Source organism: Roseomonas indoligenes (assembly GCF_017813365.1).
GTDB classification, from domain to species: Bacteria; Pseudomonadota; Alphaproteobacteria; order Acetobacterales; family Acetobacteraceae; genus Roseomonas; species Roseomonas indoligenes.
Map to the genome: position 1 here is coordinate 69,785 of NZ_JAGIZA010000013.1, position 22,395 is coordinate 92,179.

The 22,395-nt window shown below is 70.8% G+C and carries 23 protein-coding genes; 16 read left to right on the forward strand and 7 right to left on the reverse strand.

Annotation, left to right across the window (positions count from 1 at the left end; translation table 11 throughout):
• Window positions 1-283: 283 nt before the first annotated feature.
• On the reverse strand, window positions 284-1,162 hold the full coding sequence (locus tag J5Y10_RS19305) for a LysR substrate-binding domain-containing protein (protein ID WP_209375736.1): 879 nt from the start codon (window positions 1,160-1,162) through the stop codon (window positions 284-286).
• Between the two features lie 122 nt (window positions 1,163-1,284).
• On the opposite strand from J5Y10_RS19305, the gene J5Y10_RS19310 reads away from it, so the two are divergent.
• The 5 genes from J5Y10_RS19310 (at window position 1,285) to J5Y10_RS19330 (ending at window position 7,346) form a co-directional block, all read left to right on the forward strand.
• On the forward strand, window positions 1,285-2,451 hold the full coding sequence (locus J5Y10_RS19310) for an acyl-CoA dehydrogenase family protein (RefSeq protein ID WP_209375737.1): 1,167 nt from the start codon (window positions 1,285-1,287) through the stop codon (window positions 2,449-2,451).
• A 10-nt stretch (window positions 2,452-2,461) separates the two neighbouring features.
• Entirely contained in the window at window positions 2,462-3,592 is a 1,131-nt protein-coding gene (locus tag J5Y10_RS19315; protein ID WP_209375738.1) for an ATP-grasp domain-containing protein, read from the forward strand.
• Window positions 3,589-4,458: a succinate--CoA ligase subunit alpha gene (locus J5Y10_RS19320; RefSeq protein WP_209375739.1), complete on the forward strand. Its 870-nt coding sequence runs from the start codon at window positions 3,589-3,591 to the stop codon at window positions 4,456-4,458. Before J5Y10_RS19315 ends, J5Y10_RS19320 begins: the two co-directional genes overlap by 4 nt.
• 27 nt (window positions 4,459-4,485) lie before the next feature.
• Window positions 4,486-5,460 (forward strand): Bug family tripartite tricarboxylate transporter substrate binding protein, encoded by a 975-nt coding sequence (locus J5Y10_RS19325; RefSeq protein ID WP_209375740.1) that lies wholly within the window; start codon window positions 4,486-4,488, stop codon window positions 5,458-5,460.
• Window positions 5,461-6,758: 1,298 nt separating this feature from the next.
• Window positions 6,759-7,346 carry a helix-turn-helix domain-containing protein gene (locus tag J5Y10_RS19330; protein WP_209375741.1) on the forward strand — a complete coding sequence of 196 codons (588 nt, stop codon included), beginning with the start codon at window positions 6,759-6,761 and terminating at the stop codon, window positions 7,344-7,346.
• A 168-nt stretch (window positions 7,347-7,514) separates the two neighbouring features.
• Here J5Y10_RS19330 and J5Y10_RS19335 read toward each other — a convergent pair whose 3' ends face one another.
• From J5Y10_RS19335 to J5Y10_RS19350, 4 genes are all read right to left on the reverse strand, one after another.
• The gene (locus tag J5Y10_RS19335) at window positions 7,515-7,745 is read right to left on the reverse strand and encodes a hypothetical protein (RefSeq protein ID WP_209375742.1); all 231 of its coding nucleotides are present in this window, start codon (window positions 7,743-7,745) and stop codon (window positions 7,515-7,517) included.
• A gap of 249 nt (window positions 7,746-7,994) precedes the next feature.
• Window positions 7,995-9,050 (reverse strand): FkbM family methyltransferase, encoded by a 1,056-nt coding sequence (locus tag J5Y10_RS19340; protein ID WP_209375743.1) that lies wholly within the window; start codon window positions 9,048-9,050, stop codon window positions 7,995-7,997.
• Window positions 9,051-9,135: 85 nt separating this feature from the next.
• Complete coding sequence (locus tag J5Y10_RS19345; protein ID WP_209375744.1) at window positions 9,136-9,486, reverse strand: hypothetical protein; 351 nt, start codon at window positions 9,484-9,486, stop codon at window positions 9,136-9,138.
• A gap of 62 nt (window positions 9,487-9,548) precedes the next feature.
• The gene (locus tag J5Y10_RS19350; RefSeq protein ID WP_209375745.1) at window positions 9,549-10,322 is read right to left on the reverse strand and encodes a prepilin peptidase; all 774 of its coding nucleotides are present in this window, start codon (window positions 10,320-10,322) and stop codon (window positions 9,549-9,551) included.
• 105 nt (window positions 10,323-10,427) lie between these two features.
• On the opposite strand from J5Y10_RS19350, the gene J5Y10_RS19355 reads away from it, so the two are divergent.
• The 10 genes from J5Y10_RS19355 to J5Y10_RS19400 all read left to right on the forward strand — a co-directional run bounded on the left by J5Y10_RS19355 (window position 10,428) and on the right by J5Y10_RS19400 (window position 20,493).
• Entirely contained in the window at window positions 10,428-12,155 is a 1,728-nt protein-coding gene (locus J5Y10_RS19355; protein ID WP_209375746.1) for a GspE/PulE family protein, read from the forward strand.
• Window positions 12,155-13,375: a type II secretion system F family protein gene (locus tag J5Y10_RS19360; RefSeq protein ID WP_245214877.1), complete on the forward strand. Its 1,221-nt coding sequence runs from the start codon at window positions 12,155-12,157 to the stop codon at window positions 13,373-13,375. Before J5Y10_RS19355 ends, J5Y10_RS19360 begins: the two co-directional genes overlap by 1 nt.
• 1 nt (window position 13,376) lies before the next feature.
• On the forward strand, window positions 13,377-13,829 hold the full coding sequence (locus J5Y10_RS19365; protein ID WP_209375747.1) for a GspH/FimT family pseudopilin: 453 nt from the start codon (window positions 13,377-13,379) through the stop codon (window positions 13,827-13,829).
• A complete protein-coding gene (locus J5Y10_RS19370; RefSeq protein WP_209375748.1) occupies window positions 13,819-14,223 on the forward strand; it encodes a type IV pilus modification PilV family protein in 405 nt (134 codons plus the stop codon). Before J5Y10_RS19365 ends, J5Y10_RS19370 begins: the two co-directional genes overlap by 11 nt.
• Complete coding sequence (locus tag J5Y10_RS19375; protein ID WP_209375749.1) at window positions 14,220-14,846, forward strand: prepilin-type N-terminal cleavage/methylation domain-containing protein; 627 nt, start codon at window positions 14,220-14,222, stop codon at window positions 14,844-14,846. Before J5Y10_RS19370 ends, J5Y10_RS19375 begins: the two co-directional genes overlap by 4 nt.
• Before the next feature lie 114 nt (window positions 14,847-14,960).
• The gene (locus tag J5Y10_RS19380; RefSeq protein WP_209375750.1) at window positions 14,961-15,965 is read left to right on the forward strand and encodes a PilN domain-containing protein; all 1,005 of its coding nucleotides are present in this window, start codon (window positions 14,961-14,963) and stop codon (window positions 15,963-15,965) included.
• Window positions 15,962-16,543, forward strand: a complete 582-nt coding sequence (gspM, locus tag J5Y10_RS19385; protein WP_209375751.1) for a type II secretion system protein GspM — start codon at window positions 15,962-15,964, stop codon at window positions 16,541-16,543. Before J5Y10_RS19380 ends, gspM begins: the two co-directional genes overlap by 4 nt.
• The gene (locus tag J5Y10_RS19390) at window positions 16,540-17,313 is read left to right on the forward strand and encodes a hypothetical protein (RefSeq protein WP_209375752.1); all 774 of its coding nucleotides are present in this window, start codon (window positions 16,540-16,542) and stop codon (window positions 17,311-17,313) included. Before gspM ends, J5Y10_RS19390 begins: the two co-directional genes overlap by 4 nt.
• Window positions 17,314-17,336: 23 nt before the next feature.
• On the forward strand, window positions 17,337-19,667 hold the full coding sequence (gene gspD / locus J5Y10_RS19395) for a type II secretion system secretin GspD (protein ID WP_209375753.1): 2,331 nt from the start codon (window positions 17,337-17,339) through the stop codon (window positions 19,665-19,667).
• Window positions 19,654-20,493, forward strand: coding sequence for a type II secretion system minor pseudopilin (locus tag J5Y10_RS19400; RefSeq protein ID WP_209375754.1), 840 nt, complete (start codon window positions 19,654-19,656; stop codon window positions 20,491-20,493). The genes gspD and J5Y10_RS19400 overlap by 14 nt, the downstream gene beginning before the upstream one ends.
• Window positions 20,494-20,514: 21 nt before the next feature.
• On the opposite strand, the gene gspG is transcribed toward J5Y10_RS19400, so the two are convergent.
• Window positions 20,515-20,928 (reverse strand): type II secretion system major pseudopilin GspG, encoded by a 414-nt coding sequence (gene gspG / locus J5Y10_RS19405; protein ID WP_209375755.1) that lies wholly within the window; start codon window positions 20,926-20,928, stop codon window positions 20,515-20,517.
• 36 nt (window positions 20,929-20,964) lie between these two features.
• Between gspG and J5Y10_RS19410 the strand changes: the two genes are divergently transcribed.
• Window positions 20,965-21,369: a lytic transglycosylase domain-containing protein gene (locus tag J5Y10_RS19410; RefSeq protein ID WP_209375756.1), complete on the forward strand. Its 405-nt coding sequence runs from the start codon at window positions 20,965-20,967 to the stop codon at window positions 21,367-21,369.
• A 69-nt stretch (window positions 21,370-21,438) separates the two neighbouring features.
• Here J5Y10_RS19410 and J5Y10_RS19415 read toward each other — a convergent pair whose 3' ends face one another.
• Entirely contained in the window at window positions 21,439-22,338 is a 900-nt protein-coding gene (locus J5Y10_RS19415; RefSeq protein ID WP_209375757.1) for a ferritin-like domain-containing protein, read from the reverse strand.
• Window positions 22,339-22,395: the final 57 nt, after the last annotated feature.

Consider the following 22,395-nt stretch of genomic DNA (forward strand, 5'->3'; position numbering starts at 1 on the left):
AAATTTCGGCTGCAAGCTCGCTCTCAAAGGCACCGCGTGGCGGTCGGAGGCGGCTGTTGGAGAATATCGACGAATGCGGCCCGTTGAAGGGAACTCGATCGGAACGGCATTGTATTTTCACAACTTCAATCTTCAGAATGTCGCAGGAGGAGCCGTTAGATAACGAATAGCTAGGCTTCATTTGTATAGGGCGCGAAACGCCGGCGGCGTTCCGACAGAGGGGGATAGGGTTTTTCCCCGGAGGAGAATGGGACGCAGGCAGCTAGCCGGATTAGGTCCGCGGTCATGCCTTAGTTGCGCCAGCTTCCTCCTGCATCCACTGCGCGAAAGTACGTAGCGCCGGCCGCGCCGCTGTATCAGCCGGGTAGGTGAGATAGTAGCTGGTGCCACGTCGCAGGACGACGTCAGACACCTCCTCTAGCCGTCCCGCTTTGACCTCGGCCGCAAGATAGCGCCGCTGTGTCAGCCCTATGCCGAGCCCATCCGTCACCGCTTGCCAGACAAGAGCGAGGTCATCGAAGGCAATGGTGCGCGCCGGCGATCCTGTCATGTCCGCGGCAGCCAGCCAGTCTGCCCAGTCCCGTGGCCGACGTTGGTGGATGATCAGCGTCTCCCCCAGGAGTGCCGCAGGAGCCCCGTGCTCCAGCCGCGCTCGAGAGCCAAGTGGGCCGAAGGCGACGAGTTCGTCTTCGAAGAGTTGTACGGCGACGAGACCCGGCCAGATCCCCCGCCCGTAGCGAATGGCGGCGTCCACACGCTCCCGGTTGAAGTCGACCGGATCGTGACCGGAGGAGAGAGTTACCTCTATCTCCGGATACCGAGCCTGGAACGAAGCGAGACGCGGGATGAGCCAGCGCACAAGGAAGGTCGTGTAGGCACGCACTGCAATCCGGGTACGCCCGGGGCTGTCGCGTAGCGCGTCCGTGGCGTCCGCGATCTCTCCAAGGGCACGGGCGACAGTACCAGCGTAACGGCGACCAGGCACAGTCAGGCGCAACGCGCCGCCATCACGCTCGAACAGTGCGATCTGGAGAACATCCTCCAGATTGCGGACGTGCCGCCCGACCGCGGTGGGCGTGACCAGCAACTCCTCCGCCGCGCGCGCCAGGGTGCCGTGGCGGGCCACCGCCTCGAAAGCCTTCAACGCGTTCAGCGGCGGCAATCTACGCAAGGTCCACCTTTCCGGCGCGGAGCTTATGTCAGGAGAAGGCTGCAGAAAAGTCGGTGGCGGGCACCACCCCGTCACGGCACCCTGCCGTGGTGAAGAGCATCCAGGGGTGCGGCATGGAATTCAAGATCAGCGAGGCGCAGCGTGAGATGATCGTGGCTGTGCGGGCACTTGCGCAGACAGAGTTCCGGCGGGACGCCGCGAAGTGGATGGACGGCACCTTTCCCTGGCCGAACATGAAACGTTTGGCGGAGCTCGGCGTCCTCGGCATGTCGGTGCCGGAGGAATACGGCGGCCTCGGCCTTTCCATTCTCGACAGCGCCCTCATCCTGGAGGAGATCGCGAAGGTCGACTACGTCACCGCAATGGCCGTGCTCGGTGAGGCGGGTGTGCAGACTCGCGTTATCTCCCACTATGCACCGAAGGCGATCAAGGAGCGCATCCTTCCCCGCGTCGTCTCAGGTGATTGTATCCTGGCGATCTGCATGACGGAGCCAGATGCCGGGACGGATGTGGCCAACTACCGCACCAACACCGTCCGCAAGGGTAACCATCTCGTCCTTAACGGAGCCAAGACTCTCATTTCCCGCGCCGAGGAGGCGGGGATGTTCGTCGTTTTCACCCGGGTGGAGGGCAAGCCAGGACGCGAGGGGATAGGTTGCGTGCTGGTGGAGCGCGGCACCCCCGGTCTCGCCGTCACCGGGACCTATCACACCATGGGCGGGGAGAACCTGCACGAGGTGCAGTTCAACGACGTGGAGCTGCCGCCGGAGAACCTCGTCATCGAGGAGGACGGGTTTCGCAAGCTGCTCACCGCCTTCAACACCCAGCGCTGCCTCAATCCCAGCATTTCCCTTGGCCTCGCGGAGGGCGCTTTTGACGAAGCGGTTTCCTACGTCAAGGAGCGCAAGATCTTTGGCAAGGCCATCGCGTCGTCGCAGGGCATTCGATGGAAATTTGCTGACATGTTCAGGGAGATCGAGGCAGCACGCGGCCTGCTCTACCGCGCCTGCATGACAGCCAGCCCCTTCCCCGATCCCATCATGGCCGCCACCGCAAAGGTGTTCTGCAACGAGATGTCCATCCGCGTGACGAGCGAGGCCATCCAGGTCCACGGTGGATACGGCTTCACCGACGAATACCCGGTGTCGCGCCTCTTCCGCGGAGCACGCTACGGCTCCCTCGGTGGTGGCTCGTCAGAGTCCCTGCGCGATCTCGTCGGCAAGCGCATTCTGGAGGGCGCCGACCTGACCGACGGCATCCTCTCCCTCGACACCTATTGAGGGCAAGGCGGTGCTGCTGATCGAAGCGGATGGCAAGGCACTGCTGGCGCGGCACGGTCTTGCCGTGCCGCGCGCGGCCCTGGTGCGTGCCGGTGAGGCCGCGGGCTTCTGCCTCGACGGTTCCGGCCCCTGGGTGGTGAAGGCGCAGGTGCCAGCGGGCGGGCGTGGCAAGGCGGGTGGCATCGTTCTCTGCCGAACCCCGGAGGAAGTCGAGGTGTCGCTGGCACGGCTGCTCGGCACCACGCTACGAGGCCATCCCGTCACGGCCTGCCTTGTGGAAGAGGCCGTGTGCGGTGCCGCGGAGCACTACCTGTCCCTGATGGTGGATCCGGCGGGCCTGGGCATCCGCATCGCTTGGTCCCGCGCGGGAGGAGTTGAGGTTGAGTCGGCCGCTCCGCCCGCCGCGTGCACCACATCGCCCGACGAGGCCGCTATCCTCGCAGCCGCAGAGGAGATCCTGGCGACTGCAGATCCGGCAGAGCGCACGGCGCTGCGCGGCGCAGTTCGCGACCTGGCACGCGCGCTGCTCGCGGAGGGCCTGCTGCTGGTGGAGGTGAACCCTCTTTTCATCGGTTCATTCGGTACGTTGGCCGGCGATGCCAAGGTGGTGCTGGATCTGAACCTCGCGGAGGGACAGGCCGACCTTCGCGCCCTCGTCCTGGCACGGCCCGACGCCTATCCGGACGCCGTCCGCAAGCTGCAGGAGGGCTTCGACTACGTGGAGTTGGACCCGGAGGGCGAGGTGGGCCTCGTTACAACCGGCGCGGGCCTCTCCATGGTAGTGGTGGACGAGATGACAGCCGCAGGGCTCCGGCCGCTCAACTTCTGTGACCTGCGGACAGGCCAGCTTCGCGGCGATCCTACACGGCTGGTGCGCGTGTTGGACTGGATCTCCGCGCGGCCCTCGGTATGTGTCGTTCTCGTCAACATCTTTGCCGGCATCACTGACCTGGGCGAATTCGGCCGGTTGCTATCCGACGCGCTCGATAGGACGGGCCTGCGCCTGCCGGTCGTCGCGCGTCTCGTCGGCACCGGCGCCGCGGCAGGGCGGGCGGAGTTGGCGCGGCGTCACCCCGGCGTGATCGTGGAGGACGACCTGCTCGCGGCAGTCGCCCGGGCGGCGACTCTGTGCAAGCCATGATTCCCTCCCTCTCCGCTGGCACGAAGGTTCTCGTGCTCGGCCTGACCGGCCGTATGGGACGCGCGCACGCTGCCCGGATGCGGGCCTATGGCACCAACATCGTGGGCGGAACCGCCATTCGCGTCGGCACAGCAGAAGAGCAGGACGGCCTGCCCATCTTTCCCGACATCACCGCCGCCGTCGCCGCGACCGGAGCACGCGCCGCCATTGCGATGACCCCGCCCGGTGGTACCCGTGCCGCCGCCGAGAGCGCCTTTGCTGCAGGGATCTCGCTTCTCGTCACGGTGGCGGAGGGTGTGCCGGTCCATGACGCGCTGGCCATCGGCCGCGCGGCGCGGGCGGCAGGCGTCACCTGGGTCGGCTCCTCGACGCCGGGGCTCGCCGTGCCGGGCGCGACCAAGATCGGCTTCCTGCCGGACGTGGCGCTGCGCCCCGGTGAGATTGGCCTGATGAGTAAGAGCGGCACCCTGTCCTACGAGGTGGGATACCGCATGGCCGCGCGTGGCCTGGGCCAGAGCCTGTGGGTCGGGGTGGGCGGCGATCCCGTGAAGGGAACCCGCTTCGCCGACCTCCTGCCCGTCTTCCAGGCCGACCCGCGCACCCGCGCCATGGTGTTGGTGGGCGAGGTGGGCGGCGCCGAGGAAGAGGAGTTCGCGGACGCCCTCACGGCCACGCGGGGAGCCAAGCCGGTGCTGGCCGTCATCGCAGGACGTGAGGCGAAGGAGGGTGTGTCAATGGGCCATGCCGGCGCACTGACCTGGGGCGAATTCGGCACCTATGCGTCCAAGCGCGCCCGCCTCACCGCCGCCGGTGCGCGCTGCTTCGATAACGTCGAGGCGCTCGTGGAGGCGCTCGCACAGGGCTGAGATCGCCAACAACGGGAGGGAACAATCATGGCCGAAGGCCAGATGGAAAAATTGACCCGTCGGACAGCACTCGCACTGCCGTTGCTTGCCGCGCCGGCCCTCGCGGAGCCGGCCTGGCCGCGACGCCCAATCCGAATCATTGTTCCCTTCGCACCTGGCGCCAGCAATGACCTGATCGCTCGCGCCACGGCGAACGGACTGCAGCCGGTCCTGGACGTGCCTGTGGTGGTGGAGAACAAGCCGGGCGCGGGCGGGGCCATCGGTGCGGCAAGCGTCGCAGCCGCTCCCGCCGATGGTTACACAGTGATGATCGCGACGACCTCCATCGCTATGGCCGCGGCGGTGCAGCCCACGCCCTACGACCCGGCGCGGGATTTCGATGCGGTGCGGCTACTGGCTCAGGCGCCGATCGGTCTCGTGGTCGCGGGGAATTCGCCGTTCCAGTCGGTGACGGACCTTCTTGCCGCGGCGCGGGCAAAGCCTGGTACAATCCGCTACGGCTCGGCCGGACCGGGGACGGTCAATCACTTCGCCGGCGCGCTCTTCGCCCTCCGCGCCGGCATCTCCATGGAGCATGTGCCCTATCGCGGCATGAGCCCCGCCATCATGGACATGCTCGGCGGGCGCATCGAGGTGAACTTCCCGTCGCTCCCCTCCGTCTCGGGGCAACTTCGCACGGGCGAGGCACGGTTGCTCGGCGTACTGGCGCCGGAGCGGCAGGGCGACATGCCGGAGGTGCCAACGGTACGGGAGGCCGGGGTGAACATGGACCTTCTGTTTTGGTGGGGAATTCTAGGCCCGCGTGGGATGCCTGCCGCCGTGACCGCGCGTTTCGACAAGGCGCTGCTGGATGTACTGGGCACAGCTGAGGTGCTGCGTTTCCTGGCAAACGAAGGAGCGTCACCGGCGCGTACTGGCGCGCGAGCATTCCAGGCGTTTCTCGCTGCTGAGACGACGCGCTGGGCAGAGGTCGCCCGGGCGGCAGGCATCATTGTCGGCTGACCGTGTCATCGAGTGTCCTGATTGCCTGCGGCCTGTTAGCGGCTGATCCAATCGAGGCGTGCCGCGACCAGCACTGCCCCAAGCTGGCGGTAAGGGGCCAGGTTGGCGCGGGAGGGTATTGGCTCCCCTCGCGACACCAACGGCTTCGCTCTGCTCGGAGAGGACGTCAAGCGCCAGGGATCGGACTATCTCCCGGCGCCCGATGCTGGGCCTCAAGCGACGAATAGCAAGTCGCTCGCGGAGAGCGGGGCGGCATTTGACAGGCGGGCGATCTGGACTGGCCACGATCAACTCAAACTATCGGCGTCCCAGTAAAGCCCACCCGCGCCGCCGCCCGCAGTGTCGCAGAGCAGCACGCCACCCGGGCCGCTTGCGGCCGGCGCAGCATTCGCGATCAGCGCGGGGGCAAGGCCGAAGCCGGTCCCGAACGCGCTCCGCGAAATCATCACCTTGTCTAACCCAACGTCGAAGTCATCGACCGGTCCACGGCAGAAAAGAGTGGCGCGACGTCTGAGAAAAGTTGGGCCGCCCCGGCGCTCCCGATCAGCTCGTCCACGCCCACCCCGCCCGAGAGCGTGTCGTTCGAGGTGGAATCCGTGAACAGCTCCGTCGCGCCGCGCCTCCGATCCTGCCAATTCCGGTCGGGGTCCGGGCCCTTCCCGCGGCAGGGAAGGCCTTTCAGGAGCGCTGCCGGGACAGGTCCTCTCCACCTGCTGCCGTTTCGAGCAGGTGTGAAGCGGAACCCATGCGGTTAAAGGTCAGTTCATCCGGACCGTGGCGGCCGGTTTGTCTGCTAGCCATCCCGTTCAGGCATAGCACGAGCGAAGCTGAACCTCTTGGCTTTCCCCCGGCAGAAGCCCGCGAGAGCGGCTTAGAACCGAAATTTTCGCAATTCTGCCCGCAACTTAAAGTGATCACAGATGATTGGGGGTTAACTTTTGCTTGCGCTTTGGTACGAGCAGCGGCCTCAGCAGGCAAAAACTTGAGCAAGAAATTCCCTTGGAGTCGGTTTCATAAAGAGTTTCTTTCTGCCGAACTGGCTCAGAGCGGGAAAATTTTTTGCTCTCTCCGTCTTGGTTGAAGGCGGTCAGAAGCCTCTACCACAAGTTGTATTCTCAACATTCGGCGATTTGCTACAAAACGACACAGTGCAGCGGCCGCGAGCGAAATTTCGCAATCGGTTTGCCGAAAAAATTCGAAATCGTGGCCGAACGGTCTATTTTTGTATTCAGTTCCAAAGAAGGAACGGAGTTGCTGCCATGAGGCGCGACCAAGTTGCCCTAGGAAGATGATCGACCATGACGACGGCTGCCATCCAGTTTGCTGCAGGACTTCCGAGAGACGGCATGAGCCCGCGGAACCGCTCCGAAGTAGCGATCATGTCCCGGATTGCCGAGCAAGAAGACCGCGCAGCCAAGTTCGCAGCTCGGCACGATTTCCACGTCCAGAACGCTTTGGCGAGCGTTGATCCGCGCTCCACGACCTTGTCGGATGCCGCAATCGGGCGCGAAATCCGGGAACTCCGTCGTGCCCAGGGGCGGACACAGAAGGACCTGGCGAGAAGGATAGGCGTCACGGGCGCGCAGCTGCACCGTTACGAGGTGGGGACCACCCGGATCGCGGCAAGCCGGCTCATCGCCATCGCGAATGCCCTGGAGATCCGCCCAGACCTCCTGATCGCGGCCGGGTCTAGGCAGGACGCTGCGGCGCTGCCCGTGCCTGCCGCCCAGTCCGACTTTGGGGACGATATCGTCGAACTGCTCGAAGTCTTCATGTCGATCTCCGACCCGAAGCAGCGAAGCGCGCTGGTCGCCGTGGCGAAGATGATGGCGGAGCGGTACAATCATCACCCCCAGGCGTCTTCCGGGGCAGCATCCGAAGCTTGATGGTCTGCTGGGCCCTACCACCCCTTTCTTGAAGGGCCGCAAAATGCCGAGGGAGCGGTGGTGCCCTCGGAACGCGATGTTGGTTCGCTAGGGCGGAAAGACCGGGGGAGGTCTCGGCCTCAGAGAAGGTTCGCGCCCAGCACCTGCCGCCGCAGCGATGCTGGTCTGTTACCCTTCCCTGCCCTCCTGCTCGCTCTTCGCAGCCTCTCCGGCCGCCTCCACTGCACTCGGCTCGCCCACCGCCTGCAGGCCGGCTGCCGTGCTCCGCAAGAGCATCGTTACCCTCTCGGGTACAGGCACCTGCTCCACCAGCCCTGCCTTCAGCATGCTCTGGAACACCGCGCTCCGAGCAGCGGCCTGAAGGTTCGGCGGCGCCTCGGCCAACCGTGCCAGGTGCATGGCGGCATGCACTGAGGAATGGTGTCCATGTGGGCGGGGGAATTTTGTTCTGGCTCGTCGGGGCCCTCGTTAGGACCCGCCCAGCCGGGCCCTACGACCCAAAGCCCTGACGAGAGGGTGTCAGGGTAGTGAGGAAGGATGTTAGCGGTCCCCCTCGCGCCGCCGCTACGTTGCTCCGTCCCGATAGATCACCAAGCAGAACATTGGATCGGACCAAGCACCGGAAGGCGCCCTGCTTCGGCCGTGGTTTCACGCCGCGGTTCCGGTTGCTTGGCGCCTCGCACGGCCGCTCAAACGGTCCCAGAGTCCCCCGCCCGAGCGGGGCCGCGCGACAAGATCCACGTGGTCCACCATGCGCGCGCGATGGATGGCCATCACGACCTCCGGGTCACCCTGCGCCGGGGTGAGCGAGGCGTCCGGCTCGATGACGAAGAGGTCGTAGCCCAGGTCCAGCAGCCATCGCAGGTAGACCTCTCCGGACACGCCGGAGATCCCGGCCATCATGCCCGGGCTGAACTCGCTAACGATGACCGGCCTGTGCCGGCGGATGATGCCCTCACAGCCCAGGAGCGCGGTGTACTCGGCGCCCTCCACGTCCACTTTGATCAGATCGATGGACCCGGCCTCCGGCACCACACGGTCGAGCGGCAGGCAGGCGACCGTGCGCGCCTCCAGAATGGCCGCGCTCCGTGCTTCCAGCGTGGAGGTGGTGCCGTTGGAGTGGGATGTATTCAGGGCCAGCAGGCCCGGCGCGCGCCCGGCGGCGGCCTGGAGCACCGTGACCTGGGCAAAGCCGTTCAGGACGCGGCTCGCCTCGATCATCCGCGCGTTGCCGGGGTTCGGCTCCACCGCGAAGACACGCCCCGTCGGACCGACCAGCGCGGCGGAGAGCATCGTGAAGTAGCCGATGTTGCCGCCGATATCGAGCACGCCCATGCCGGGCCGCAGGACCGAGCGGAAGACCGCCGCCACCTCCGGCTCGTAGCCGCCGGCGAGAACATGCTTGCCAACGGCAGCATCGGAAGGGGAGGCAAACAGGCGGAACCCGTCCCCCTCCGCAATGGCGTAGTCCGCGCTCGCATCCGCTTCCGTCAGACGGCGCCGCGCGAACTCGAGGCTGTTGACGTAGCTGCCCACCACCGCCTCCAGCGGCTCGCCGACGCGCGACGAGTGGCCCGCCCACTCCTCGGCATTGGGATGGCGGCCCAGCAGGAGGCGAAAGCAGTGAAAGATGTCGTCGAGCGAGGCCCGGCCATCATAAGGAATGGCCCATGGCTGGGCTTCGCGGTCCGGTTGGGACGACAACGCAGCTCTCTCCCTTATCCGATCCGCTTTCGGTCCAGTGATAGCGGCAGGTCCGGTCGGCACCAAGCCCGCCCGGCAGGGCTCCTCAGGGCTGGACCTGGACGTAGAGGCGGTTGGCGAGCACCTGAACGTCGTAGCGCCGCAGCTCCTCGTGGCGGCGGGGGATCCAGCCCTCAGGTGTCAGCTCGTAGCCGACGCTCGTCATCGTCGCGTAGCAGATCACCGCGTTGGCCCGGTCGGTGGGCGCCTCCACGGCGCTTCCGTCCACGATCCGGTTGTACTGGTTCCACTGGCGCACCGTGCGGGCCACGATCCGGATGACCTCGTCGCGGCCGCAGAGAAGGCTGGGGGTCGCGCTCGCCTCCGGGGCGGCCGCCAGGTTGCCCGCCGTCGCGCCCATGATGGCGAGGATCGCCGTTCGCAGCCCAGATCGCATCGAAACGCCCCCCTGCCTCAACCCATCTTGCCGCGTCGGGAAGGCAGGTCGCAATCCGCCTCCTACCCCGTCAGCGCCCCGCCGTGGAGCCTGACCAGCAGGAGTCCGAAGGCCAGACCGGGGCCGAAGGGCAGGCTCGTCGTGGCCCCCAGCGGCTCCCCCGGCCGGCGGCGGACCAGGGCTGTGGCCAAGCCCGCCAGCGCGGCGATCACCACCACAGCGTCCAGCCCTTGCCACCCGACCCAGGCCCCTGCCGCCGCCAGCAACTTGGCATCGCCTCCGCCCAGCCCTTCCCGGCCCCGCCATGCCCGGTAGGCAAGGGCGACGAGGCGGAAGGCCGCGTAGCCGAGGACGGCCCCGATCGCGTGGTCCGTCAGGGCCCAGGGCTCCAGCGCCAGGGTGGCGCCCAGGCCGCCGACCACCAGCGGCAGGGTCAGCACATCCGGCAGCCGCCCGTGCTCCAGGTCGATCCAGGCGAGGGCCAGAAGCGTCCAGCCGAGCGCGAGATCCGCCCAGAGGCGCCCCGGCCCCGCATCGCCGGGGGCCAGCACGGCCCCGAGGACCACCCAGAGCGCCACCCCGAGCGCGGCCAGCTCCACCTTCCAGTGAAAGGACGGAATGGGGGCCGCGCAGCCCCGGCAGCGCCCGCGCAGGGCGGCGTGGCTGACGAGCGGCACAAGATCGAGGGCCCCTAGATTTCGCCCACAGGCCTCGCATCTGGAGCGGGAGAGAGCGACCGGCTCGCCGCGCGGGAGCCGGCGGATCAGGACGCCAAGAAAGCTACCGACGAAGGGCGCCAGGAAGAGCGGAGCGAGCCATTCTGGCCAAGCCGTCATTCCCGCCCCTTCCCCTGTGGTTACCCCAGGTGGCCGCCCCGGCCACTTGCGCCCGCCCGGCCGCGTGGTTACCTCGGCGGAATGCCGGAAGGTGCCCGCACCCTTATGCCATCGGCGACCGCGACCTTCGAGCCCGTCGCCACCGAAGGCCCGGTCGACGAGGCGGAGGCGCTCCTCGCGCTGCTGGTCGCGGCGGGCCGATGCGACCCCCGGGCGGTGGAGCGCGCGCGCGGCATGGCGGCCGGCACGGGCCGGCGGGCCGATGCCCTCCTCGTCCAGCTCGGCCTCGTCACGGAACGGGAACTGGCCCAGGGCTTCGCCGACCTGCTCGGCCTGCCCCTCGCCCTGCCCGCCCGGTACCCCACCGAGCCCGTGCTGCCGGACCGGCTGGCCGTCCGCTTCCTGCGCCAGGCGCGTGCCCTGCCGCTGGCGCTGGACGGCGGCACGCTCTCCATCGCTCTGGCCGATCCGCTGGACCGTTTCACCCCTTCGGCGGTCGCCGCCGCGACCGGACACGCCGTCGCGGTCGAGGTCGCGGTGCCGGTGGAGCTGGAGGCCGCGCTCGACCGCCTCTACCCCGACGCCCCCGCCGCCGCGCCGGAGGGAGAAGGCGAGGACGGCCCGCTGGAGGAGGATGCCGAGCGGCTGAAGGACCTGGCGAGCGAGGCGCCGGTGATCCGGCTGGTGAACGGGGTCATCGCGCGCGCGGTCGAGACTCGGGCCTCCGACATTCATATCGAGCCCTTCGAGGACCGCCTCCGCATCCGCTACCGGCAGGACGGCGTGCTGGTGGAGGCCGAGCCGCCGCCCGCCCGGATGGCGGCCGCCATTGTCTCCCGCATCAAGATCATGGCGCGGCTGGACATCGCGCAGCGCCAGATGCCGCAGGACGGCCGCATCAAGCTGGCCGTCCGCGGGCAGGAGATCGACTTCCGCGTCGCCACCATCCCCTCCCTGCACGGGGAGACGGTGGTGATGCGCGTGCTGGACCGCAGCGCGGTGGCGCTCGACTACGAGGCGCTCGGCCTCGCGCCCGGCGTCGTGGCGCGCTTCCGCGCGGCGCTGGAGCTGCCGAACGGTATCGTCCTCGTCAGCGGGCCGACGGGATCGGGCAAGACCACCACGCTCTACACCGGCCTGCTCGGGCTCAACTCCGTGGAGCGCAAGGTCGTCACGATCGAGGACCCGATCGAGTACCAGCTTCAGGGCATCGTGCAGAGCCAGGTGAAGCCGGGCATCGACCTCACCTTCGCCTCCCTCCTCCGCGCGGAGCTGCGTCACAACCCCGATGTGATCATGGTCGGCGAGATCCGCGACGGCGAGACCGCGCAGATCGCGGTGCAGGCCGCGCTGACCGGCCATCTTGTGCTGTCCACCGTGCATACGAACTCGGCGGCGGCCACCATCGCCCGGCTGCGCGACATGGGGCTGGAGGACTATCTGCTGACCGCGGTGCTGCGCGGCGTCCTGGCGCAGCGCCTCGTCCGCCGCCTCTGCACCCATTGCCGCCGGGCCGAGGAGGCGCCGGAGGCGGTGGTGGAGCGCTTCGACCTGCGGCGCCGCGCGCCCTCCGGCCCGATCCGCCTCTGGCATCCCGTGGGGTGCGAGCACTGCCGCAACACCGGCTATCGCGGCCGCATGGCGGTGGCCGAGTTCCTGGAGCCGGACGCAGCGATCGAGCGCCTGATTCTCGACCGCGCCGACGGAACGGCGATCGAGCGCGCCGCGGTGGCGAGCGGCATGGTGCCGATGCTCGACGCCGGGCTGGACGCGGCGCTGTCCGGCGAGACGACGCTCGAGGATGTCCTCCGCAGCATTCGCGCCGACGCCTGATGCCGGCCTTCCGCTACACCGCCGTCACGCCCGCCGGCGAGTTGCGGCAAGGCGTGATGGAGGCGGCCGACGAGGCGGCCGTGATCCGCCGCCTCCAGGGCGAGGGCGCGATCCCCATGAAGGCCGAGCCCGACACGGGCGGGCGGCTGCGGAGCCTGCTGGATACGCCGCTCGGCGGCGGATCGGGCGTCTCCCGCCAGGAGGTGACGGACTTCACCCGCGGCCTCGCCGTGATGCTCGGCGCGGGGCTCGACCTGGACCGCTCCCTCCGCTTCCTCGTGGAGACGGCGCCGAGCCGCCGCGTGGCCGCGCTGCTGGACGCGCTGCGGGCCACGGTGCGGGACGGTGCCTCCCTTACCACCGCGCTCTCGCGCCACCCCGGCACCTTCCCGCCGCTCTATGTCGGCATGGTCCGTGCGGGGGAGGTCGGCGGGCGGCTGGCGCCGACGCTGGAGCGGCTGGCCGGGCTGCTGGAGCGCCAGCGCGCCCTGGCCGCCGGCATCCGTTCCGCCATGATCTACCCGTCGATCCTGCTGGTGGCGGCGATCGGCTCCATCGCCCTGCTGCTCACCTCCGTGCTGCCGCAGTTCGTGCCCCTGTTCGAGCAGAACGGCGCCTCGCTGCCCGCCTCCACCCAGTTCCTCGTCGATGCCGGGCACGCCGTCTCCGCCTACGGCCTCTACGGGCTGCTGGCGCTGCTGGCCGCCTTTCTGATCTTCCGCGCCGCCATGCGCCAGCCCGGGCCTCGGCTGGCGCGGGACCGGCTGCTGCTGCGGGTGCCGGTGCTGGGCGGGCTGATCCGGGACGTGCTGGCGGCGCGCTTCGGCCGCGCGCTGGGCACGCTGCTGGTGAACGGCGTGCCGTTGATCGGCGCGATGGAGGTGGCGCGCGGCACCCTCGGCAACCGCGAGGCGGAGGAGGTGGTGGACCGCGCCGCCCTGACCGCGCGCGGGGGCGAGGACCTCTCGGCGGTGCTCCAGGCCTCCCGCGTCTTCCCGCCGCGGCTGACGGTGCTGCTGCGGCTGGGCCACGAGACGGCGCAGCTCGGCCCCATGGCCCTGCGCGCGGCGGAGATCCATGAGGAGGCGGCACGGCTGGGGATGGAGCGCATGGTGTCCCTGCTCGTGCCGGCCATCACCATCCTCATGGGCGGGGTCATCGCGGGGATCGTGTCGTCGCTCCTGCTCGCCATGCTCAGCCTCAACGATCTCGCCGGCTAGGATGGGCGCCTCGCGCCAGGCCGGCTTCACGCTGATCGAGGTGCTGGTCGTCCTGGCCGTGATCGGCCTCGCCCTCGGCATCGTCGCCGGGCGGGGTCCGGCGCGCAGCCCGGCGCTGGAGGCGCGGGAGGCGGCGGGGGAGGTCGCCCTCGCCCTGCGGCAGGCCCGCGGCCTCGCCATCGCCAGCAACCGCCGCGTGATCTTCGTCCTGGATGTCGCCCGGCACGCCTACCGGGTTGATAACGGCCCGGTGCGCCCCCTCCCCGCCGCCCTCGACCTCGCCATGACCGCCGCCGTCGGCGAGGCGGGGGAGAGCCGCACGGCGACGGGTATCGGCTTCTCGCCCGATGGCAGTTCCTCGGGCGGGCGCATCCGGCTCGCCGCCGGCGCGGTGCGGCGCGTCGTCGCCGTGGACTGGCTGACCGGCCGGGTGAGCGTCGCCGATGCGCCCTGACCGGGACGGCGGCTTCACGCTGCTCGAGGTGCTGATCGCCTTCCTGATCGCCGCCATGGCGCTGGCGGTGCTCTTCCGGACGGCGGTGGAAGGCCAGGCGGCGGCGACCACGGCCGCCCGCTACCAGGAGGCCCTCTCCCGCGCCCGCTCCCGCCTCGCCGCCGTGGATTCCATCCCCCTCCAGGCCGGGGATCAGAGCGGCGATGACGGCGGGGGCTACCGCTGGCGCACCCGCGTCGCCTCCGTGGCCGAGGGCGCGCCGGTTCGCGAGGGGCCGCCCTCGCCCGCCCTCTACGCCGTCGCGGTTGCCATTGCCTGGGGCGAGGGAAGCGGCGCGCGCAGCGTGCAACTGGAGACCCGGCGGCTGGGCCCGCCGGCGCCGCGGCCGCCATGAGGCGCCCGCCCCCTCGTGAGGAACCGGTCCGCGATCGTGGCTTCACGCTGCTGGAGGTCCTCGTCGCCCTCGTCGTGCTCGGCTTCCTGATGGCCGGCCTGACCCAGGGCACGCGCTTCGGCCTGCGCGCGCTGGATCGCCAGGCCGCCCGCGCCGCCACGGCCGGCGACCTGGACGCGGTAGATCGCGTGCTGCGCCGGCTGGTGGAGGGGATGGACGCCGGGAACGCCCGCGAGCCGCCCGAAGTGGAGGGCGGCCGCGCGGCGCTGCGGATGGTCACCGATCTCGGCGCCGCCGCGGCCGCGCTCGGCGACGGCGCGGCCGAAGTTGCGCTGGCGGCGGAGGGCGGGCGCCTCGTGATGCGCTGGCGCCCGGCGCGTCACGTCACCCCCACGGCGGCGGCGCCGACCCCGCGCCGCGCGGTGCTGCTGGAGGGCGTGGCCGGGCTCCAGATCTCCTACTGGGGCATCCCCGAAGGCGGCGGCGCCCCGGGCTGGCAGGGCGAGTGGTCGGGCCAGGCGCTACCGGGCCTCGTGCGGTTCCGGCTGGTCTTCCCCGCCGGTAGCGGACGGCGCTGGCCCGACATCGTGGCGGCACCCCGGCGGGAGCGGGACGGCACCTAGGGGCACGGCGTGTCCGTAGCCTTGCCAGATGCGCCGGTATAGGTTTCCCCAGCGTGGGTTGGGGACGTTCGCGTGGGACTGGTGGGGGACGTGGCGGTCTGGTGGACCGGACAGATGCGCGAGCTTCTGTCCGCCGGCATGCGGCCATCCGAGGACCGCTCGGACGCGCTGATCGCGACGCTCCAGCCGGCCGACGCCTCTCTCTCCCTCTCCCGGCGGAGACGTGGGCGGGAAAGTCCTGCCGGCGCCTTCTCCATCGATCCTGCCGGGGCCACCGCGCTCCGCCGTCAGCTCGGACCCGGGCGACGGGCGCCTCGCCTGCTGCTCCGGGTGCCGCCCGCCCTCGTGCTGGAGCGCCCGGTGACCCTTCCCCTTGCCACGGAGGGAGAGCTGGACCGCGTCCTCGCCTATGAGCTGGACCGCCTCTCCCCCTTCCGGGCGGAGGAGGTGTTCTGGACCTATGCGGTCGAGGGGCGGGACACCTCGGCGGGCCAGATCCGCCTTCGCCTCGCCCTCGTTCCCCGCCAGGGGCTCGAGGCGGCCCTGGGAACGCTGCGCGCCGCGGGAATGCCGGCGGCGGGCCTCCTCGCGCCGCGCGGCTCCGGGGGGAGCTGGTCTTTCGGGCTGGAGGCACCCGGCACGGCACGGGAGCCGGCCGGCCGCCGCCTTGCCCTGCGCCTGGCCGTGGCCGGTTGCGCGGCGCTGGCCCTGGTCGCCGCGGCGCTGCCATTCCTTCGCCAGCAGCGGGCACTGGCGGCGGCCGAGGCACGCATCGCCGCGAGCCGGCCCGCCGTGACCGAGGTGGAGGCGCTGCGCCGCAGGACGGCCGAGCGCGCCGGCGGGAACGACGCGCTGTCCGCGGAGGCGGCCCGCCTCGGCCGCCCGCTGGAGGCGCTGGCGGCGCTGACCGCCATCCTGCCGGACGACACCTTCCTCACGGCCCTGACCCTGCGGCAGGGCGTGGCGACGCTGACGGGCCAGTCCGCCGGGGCGGCGCGGCTGATCGCTGCCCTTTCCGCCGATCCCTCCATCCGTTCGGCCGCCTTCGCCGCCCCCGTGACCCGCCAGGAGGGCGGGCGGGGCGAGGTCTTCACCATCCGGGTGGATTTCGGCGCGTGACCTCCTCTGCCGCAGGCCTGCCGACGGGGACACGGGGGCGCGTGCTCGCGCTCGGCATCACGGTTCTGCTCCTCGCCGCAGTCTGGCTCGGCGCGGTGGCGCCGCTGCTGGACTGGCACGCGGCAAGGTCGGAGCGGCTGGCCCAGCGCACCGCCCTGGCCGCGCGCATGGCGGCGGTGGCCGAGACGCTGCCCCGGCTGCGGCAGGAGGCCGTGGCCGTCGGGGGCGCTCCGCCCGCCCTGCTGGAGGGCACATCGGATTCCCTCGCCGGCGCCGCCCTGCAGAGCCAGGTGCAGGAGATGGCCTCGCGCGCGGGCATCACGCTCGGCAGCGCCGAATTGCTGCCCGCCGAAGCGGCCGGCCGCTACCGCCGGCTCAGCCTTCGCCTCTCGGTCAACGGCTCCTGGCCCGCCCTCATCGCCCTGTTGCAGGCGCTGGAGGAGGGGACGCCGCGCATGCTGGTGGATGAGCTGCAGGTGAGGGACGCCCCTTCGATCGCGCCCGGCGCGGGGCGCCCGGTCGCCGCCAGCCTCACCGTGATCGCCTTCCGCGCGGGCGGCGAGGCACCGGCGCGGTGAGCCGTCTTCCCTTCCTTTTCCTCGGGCTGCTCGCCTCCGCCCTCACGGCGGCGATCCTTCTTCAGCTCGAGCCCAGCGAGGAAGCGGGGAACCTGCCCGAAGCCGCACCGCGCCGCGCGCCCGTCCAGGCGCCTGCCCCGGCTGCCGGCCAGCCCGGGCGCACGGCGGAATGGGTCGCGACGATCCTCGCCCGCCCTCTCCTCAGCCCGGACCGCCGCCCGGCGGCGCCCGGCACGGCGGCCGCGCGCCCGGCGGACACCGCACTGCCGCGGCTGACGGGCACGCTCGTCACACCCGCCGGGCGCAGCGCCATCTTCGCGGGCGGTTCCGCCCCCCTGGTGGTTCGGGAGGGCGGGCAGGTCGGCGCCTTCACTGTTCGCCGGATCGAGCCAGGGCAGGTCACCTTGCAAGGCCCTGAGGGGCTCCGCACCCTGGGCCCCCGCTTCGATCCGAACCGGCCTGCGGCGGCCGGCACGGGGGCGCCGGCCGGCACCGCGGCCCCGGCCCAATCCCAGCTGCCCCGGCCGCCAGGGCCGGCCGCCGGTACCGTTCCCGCCGGCGCCGGGGCATTGCCGCCGCTGCCCACCCCGGGAGGACCGCCGCTGCCGGCGCCTGGCGGGCCGGGGCTGCCGGATGCCCCTTCCCCCGAGGACCCGGGCGCGGCAGAAGGGGCCGTGCCTTTCGAGCAGAACGCCACCCCATCCGGAAGCGACATCCTGCGCAACGCGAACCGTCAATCCGACAGTGCAGGCCCGGGAGGCGTTCGGTGAGCTTCGGCCCCATGAAGCCATGGTTGGCGCTGCGACGCCTGGCGCCCGCCGTCGCCCTGCTCGGTGCCGCCGCATGCGCCACCCGTGACCCGCCCCTGCTGGAGCCCCTGCCGCCTGTTACAGCCGGGACCGGCGCCGCCGCCGCCCGGGTGAACGGCCTGCTCGGCACGCCCGGGGTGAACCTCGCGCCCCAGGTTAGCCTGGGCACGCCGACCGCGCTCGGGACCGCCCCGGCCGGGACGGGCATCTCCGACATCGCGCCAGGGGCCGCGGACATCTCGCTCGACTTCGCCGACACGGATATCCGCGAGGTCGTGTCCCAGGTTCTCGGCGGCGTGCTGCGCGTGAACTACACGATCGATCCCTCCGTCCGCGGCACGGCGACGCTGCGCACGCCGCAGCCGCTGAACCGCGTGCAGGCCCTGGCGGCGCTGAACACCCTCCTCGCGCAGAACGGCGCGACGGTGGTGCAGAACAATGGGCTCTACCGCGTGCTGCCGATCGCGGCGGCCGCCTCGGCCGGGGGCGGCGCGGCCCCGGCAGCGGGCGGCGTGGCGGGCGGGGGCACGGCGGTGCCGCTCCGCTACGCCTCCGCGGACGACTTGGCGCGGGTGCTGCAGCCCTTCGTGGCCGGCGGCGGGCGGGTCGCGGCCGATCCCGGCCGGAACGCCCTGATCGTGAGCGGGGATCCGGCGACGCGGGACACCCTGCTGAGCCTCATCGCCGCCTTCGACATCAACATCCTGGCCGGCCAGTCCTACGCCGTCTTCCCCGTCTCGGCGGGCGATGCGCGCGACTACGCGACGGCCCTGCAGGAGGCACTGCGCGGGCAGTCCGCCGGCGGCGGCCAGGGGGGCGGCTCGCTGGCCGGCCTCGTGCGCGTCGTGCCGATGCAGCGCATCAACGCCGTCCTCGTCGTCTCGGCCCAGCCCCGCTACGTGGAGGATGCCCGCCGCGTCTACGCGCTGGTGGAGCGGACGCGCCGCGCCAATGTGCGGGGCTGGAGCGTCTACTTCCTCCAGAACGGCCGCAGCAACGATATCGCCTATGTGCTGCAGCAGGCCTTCACCCCGGGCCGCGTGACGGCCCAGCCCACCCCGGCCGGCGGGACCGCCCCTGGGCGCCAGACCCGCGGCGTCGCCAGCACGGGCGGTGGAACGGGCACCAGCGGATCCGGCATCGGGACGAGCATCGGGGTCGGCCAGCGCGGTGGGGCGGCCTCCGGCGGCATCGGCGGGTCGGGCGGCACGGCCCCGTCCACGGGCGGGTCCGCGGCGCTGGCCCCATCGGCCCCGGCGGCAGGACCGGACGCCTCCGCCAATCCGCTGCTCGGCGGGCTGGACCCCAGTGAGGCGGGCGGCGGCACGGGCGGCGCCGTGGAAAGCATGCGGATCATCCCGCACCCGCAGAACAACTCGCTGCTCGTCTATGCCACCCCGCAGGAGCGGGAGACGCTGGAGACGACGCTGCGGCGGCTGGACATCCTACCGCTGCAGGTGCGGATCGACGCGACGATCGCCGAGGTCACGCTCAACGACCAGCTCCAGTACGGCACGCAGTTCTTCTTCCGCACGGGCGAGTTCAACGGCGTGCTCTCCACCGCCGTCGCCGCCGCGGCGACGGGCGGGCTCAACACGGCGATCCCCGGCTTCGTCTTCGCCGGGCGGCGTGGCGACGCGGGGCCGCTGGCCATCTCCGCGCTGCAGGCCGTCACCGACGTGCGCGTCCTCTCCTCGCCCCAGCTCGTCGTGCTCGACAACGAGCCGGCGCGGCTGCAGGTGGGCCAGCTCGTGCCCTTCCTGACGCAGAGCGCGCAGAGCACGCTCACCACCGGCGCGCCGATCGTCTCCTCCGTGGACTACCGCGAGACCGGGGTGATCATGGAGGTGACGCCGCGGGTGAACAGCGGCGGCCTCGTCACCCTCGACATCAGCCAGGAGGTGAGCGACGTGGTGCCGGGCACCACCACCACCGGCCTCAACTCCCCCACCTTCTCGCAGCGCGTCGTGCGCACGCGGGTGGCGGTGCAGGACGGGCAGACGGTGGGGCTGGCCGGGCTGATCCGCGACAACGCCTCGCGCGGGAACCAGGGCATCCCCTGGCTCAGCAACATCCCCATCCTCGGCTCCCTCGTCAGCACCCAGGACAACAACCGGCAGCGGACGGAGCTGCTCGTTCTCATCACGCCCCGGGTCATCAGCGACCAGCGCGACGCCCGTGCGCTAACCGAGGACCTGCGCGACAGCCTCTCCAATGCCGCCGCGCTGCCGGGCGAGCTGCAATCCCTGCCCCTGTCCGGATCGCCCGATCCGCAGGCGCGGGTGCGGCGGCGGCTCGGCCTTGATCCGCGGTAGCCACCGCGCGGATGAGGGGCAGCGCGGCTTCGCGCTGCTCCTGGTGCTCTGGACCCTCGTGCTTCTGACGCTGATCGTCTCCTCGCTCGTCGCCGGCGGGCGCGGGGAGGTGCGGCTCTCGGCGAACCTTCGCGCTGCCGCGACGGCCGAGGCGCTGGCGGACGGCGCCGTCCACGAGGCCGTCTTCCGCCTTCTCGACCCTTCGGAAGCCGGGTGGCGCGGTGACCGGGTAGGGGATGCGGCGCCCCGTGAACTTCCGCTGCCCGGCGGGCGCGCCGTGGTGCGGATCGAGGACCAGGCGGGGCTGGTGAACCCGAACACCGTCTCGGACGCGCTGATGGAGGCGCTGCTGCGCCGGGCCGGCGCCGATCAGCGGCAGGCGCAATCCATCGCCGCCGCCATCGCCGACTGGCGCGCCCCCACCGCCGCGCCGCGCCCCATGGGGGCCAAGGCGCCGCAGTACCGGCAGGCCGGGCTGGATTATGCCCCGCCCGACGCGCCCTTCCGCTCCGTCGCGGAGCTCCGCCTCGTGCTGGGCATGACGCCCGTCCTCTTCGACCAACTGGCGCCGAACCTGACGGTGTTCCGGGAGGGAGACCCGGAGGGAGCGCTGGCCCCGCCGCTGGTGCAGCAGGCGCTCCGCGACGTGACGGGGCAGGCGAGCTTCCCGGCCCAGCCGGCGGTCGGGGTCCGGGTGCTTACCATTTCGGCGGCGGCGTCAGGACCGGGCGGTGGGCGCTTCACCCGCCGTGCCGTGGTCCGGATCGGCAGTGCCCTCTCGGAGCGGCCCTACCGTTTCCTGGCCTGGGACCGGGTCGAGGACTGATCCCGCCGCCGGGCTGGCTCCCTAGGGATTGCAGATCAGGCTATCGCCAGTCCCGCTCCCGTCCGCGCCCCGAGAGCAGAGGTCGAACTCCTTGCCGCTCCGGGTCGAGGGGCTGCGATATTCGTAGGGGCGGTTCCACGGATCGACCGGTACGCCTTCTCCCCGCAGGTAGGGACCATTCCAGGAGGTGGCGCCGGATGGGCGCTGCACCAGGGCCTGCAGGCCCTCCTCGGTCGAGGGATAACGCCCGGCATCGAGGCGATAGAGGTCCAGGATCGAGACGATGCGCTCGATGGACTGCCGGGCGACGGAGTTCCGGGCTCCTCCGAGCTGGCGCAACGCGGCCGGGGCGACGAGCCCGATCAGCAGGCCGAGGATGGCGATGACGACAAGGATCTCGAGTAGGGTGAAGCCGGCCTCCGCGGAGCCGGCCATCTTGCCGCCCGTGGCAGCCGATGGAAGGATCGGCGCATGCCCGTTCCCTACCTGGCCTGCATGGCGCTCGTTGCCCAGATCTACGACCTGCCGCCCCGGGTCCTCCCCTCCATCCAGGCCGTCGAGGGCGGGCGTCCCGGCCTGGTCATGCGGAACGCCAATGGGTCCGAGGATCTGGGCGTCATGCAGGTGAACACCGTCTGGCTCTCGTCCCTGGTGCGGTACACCGGCCTCGACAGCGCGGAGGTCCGGAAGCGGCTGATCGAACGCCCCTGTTTCAACATCGCCGCGGCCGGCCTGATCATGCGCACGCATCTGAATGCATCCAGCGGCGATCTGATGCGCGCCGTGGGCAACTACCATTCGCATACGCCCCTGCTCCACCAATCCTACCGTGCGCGCGTCATCAGCGCCGCGACACGCCTCTTCGCCGTCCGATAGGAGGGCTGCGCGGCCGCCGCAAGCGGCCGCGCAGGTTCCGAAGGGTGCCGCGCGTGGCACCCTTCAAGTTCAGGAACGGATGGTGCCGTTCATGCCGGCCGGGAAGAAGAGGCCGCTCGAGGCGTTCTGCGCTCCGTAGACAATGTTCAGAACCTGCCGCGGCGAGCGGCGGAAGGTCTGCGCCTGGGAGTCGGTCGGCGCGAAGTTGTACATGCTTGTCGCCGTTGTGACGCCCACCTCGTCCGCCGCGCCCGAGAGCTGGGCGCGAAGGGCGGTGACGCTGTTGGCCGCCGCACCACCGCCAATGTTCGCGATGAGGGTGCGGACCGCGCCCGCGTGATAGGCCTCAACCGCCAGCACGGAGGCCGCGTAGGAGACGAAGTCGCGGTTGCTGATCAGGCTGGCGGCGCCGCCATAGGCCGTCACGCCGACATCCTCGAACACGAAAGCGCCGAGAAGGAAGCTGACCTCGTCCGCGAAGGGGTTGAAGGTCTGGCTGCCGTTGATGAGGCCGGCGGCGCGGGCAAGCGTGGTGAAGGCGGTCGCGAAGTCGATCGCCGGACGCGCCACGGCGGAGGAGCCGAGCACGGCGCGGATGAACTTGACATGCGCCTGTTCGTCAATCGCGATCTTCGTCATGTACTGGCGAAGGTAGTCAGAACGGAAGTTCACCGCCGAACCACCCGTCACACCGCCGGACGCGCCAGTGCCGCCGGTGTCACCGGCGGCCAGGCCGGAGCCCGTGACGCCGCGCAGGTAGTACTCGGCCTCCAGGTACTCCAGGTTGAGGGCGAAGTTGAAGATGTCGGCATCGGTGATCGACTGGGCCTGGGCAGGCGCGGACGCGACGGTCATGCCACCCGTCGCGAGGGCGGCGACGGCGGCGCCGGCACCGACACGGCGCGCCAGCAGGCGGCGGCCGACCGCTTCCGTGGCCGGTGCAACCGGCTTCTCAATGGAATTCGTCATTTAAAGGCTGTCTCCGGACGAACAGGACCGTGCCCTCCTGCCAGAAGGCATGAAGGA

Coding starts and splice junctions, on each gene's coding strand:
- J5Y10_RS19365 (WP_209375747.1), top strand. CDS start 13,377: ATGGGCGCCTCGCGCCAGGCCGGCTTCACGCTGATCGAGGTGCTGGTC.
- J5Y10_RS19375 (WP_209375749.1), top strand. CDS start 14,220: ATGAGGCGCCCGCCCCCTCGTGAGGAACCGGTCCGCGATCGTGGCTTC.
- gspG (WP_209375755.1), bottom strand. CDS start 20,928: ATGGCCGGCTCCGCGGAGGCCGGCTTCACCCTACTCGAGATCCTTGTC.
- J5Y10_RS19410 (WP_209375756.1), top strand. CDS start 20,965: ATGCCCGTTCCCTACCTGGCCTGCATGGCGCTCGTTGCCCAGATCTAC.
- J5Y10_RS19335 (WP_209375742.1), bottom strand. CDS start 7,745: ATGCACCTGGCACGGTTGGCCGAGGCGCCGCCGAACCTTCAGGCCGCT.
- J5Y10_RS19350 (WP_209375745.1), bottom strand. CDS start 10,322: ATGACGGCTTGGCCAGAATGGCTCGCTCCGCTCTTCCTGGCGCCCTTC.
- J5Y10_RS19345 (WP_209375744.1), bottom strand. CDS start 9,486: ATGCGATCTGGGCTGCGAACGGCGATCCTCGCCATCATGGGCGCGACG.
- J5Y10_RS19370 (WP_209375748.1), top strand. CDS start 13,819: ATGCGCCCTGACCGGGACGGCGGCTTCACGCTGCTCGAGGTGCTGATC.
- J5Y10_RS19330 (WP_209375741.1), top strand. CDS start 6,759: ATGACGACGGCTGCCATCCAGTTTGCTGCAGGACTTCCGAGAGACGGC.
- J5Y10_RS19355 (WP_209375746.1), top strand. CDS start 10,428: ATGCCATCGGCGACCGCGACCTTCGAGCCCGTCGCCACCGAAGGCCCG.
- J5Y10_RS19310 (WP_209375737.1), top strand. CDS start 1,285: ATGGAATTCAAGATCAGCGAGGCGCAGCGTGAGATGATCGTGGCTGTG.
- J5Y10_RS19360 (WP_245214877.1), top strand. CDS start 12,155: ATGCCGGCCTTCCGCTACACCGCCGTCACGCCCGCCGGCGAGTTGCGG.
- J5Y10_RS19380 (WP_209375750.1), top strand. CDS start 14,961: ATGCGCGAGCTTCTGTCCGCCGGCATGCGGCCATCCGAGGACCGCTCG.
- J5Y10_RS19320 (WP_209375739.1), top strand. CDS start 3,589: ATGATTCCCTCCCTCTCCGCTGGCACGAAGGTTCTCGTGCTCGGCCTG.
- J5Y10_RS19325 (WP_209375740.1), top strand. CDS start 4,486: ATGGCCGAAGGCCAGATGGAAAAATTGACCCGTCGGACAGCACTCGCA.
- J5Y10_RS19415 (WP_209375757.1), bottom strand. CDS start 22,338: ATGACGAATTCCATTGAGAAGCCGGTTGCACCGGCCACGGAAGCGGTC.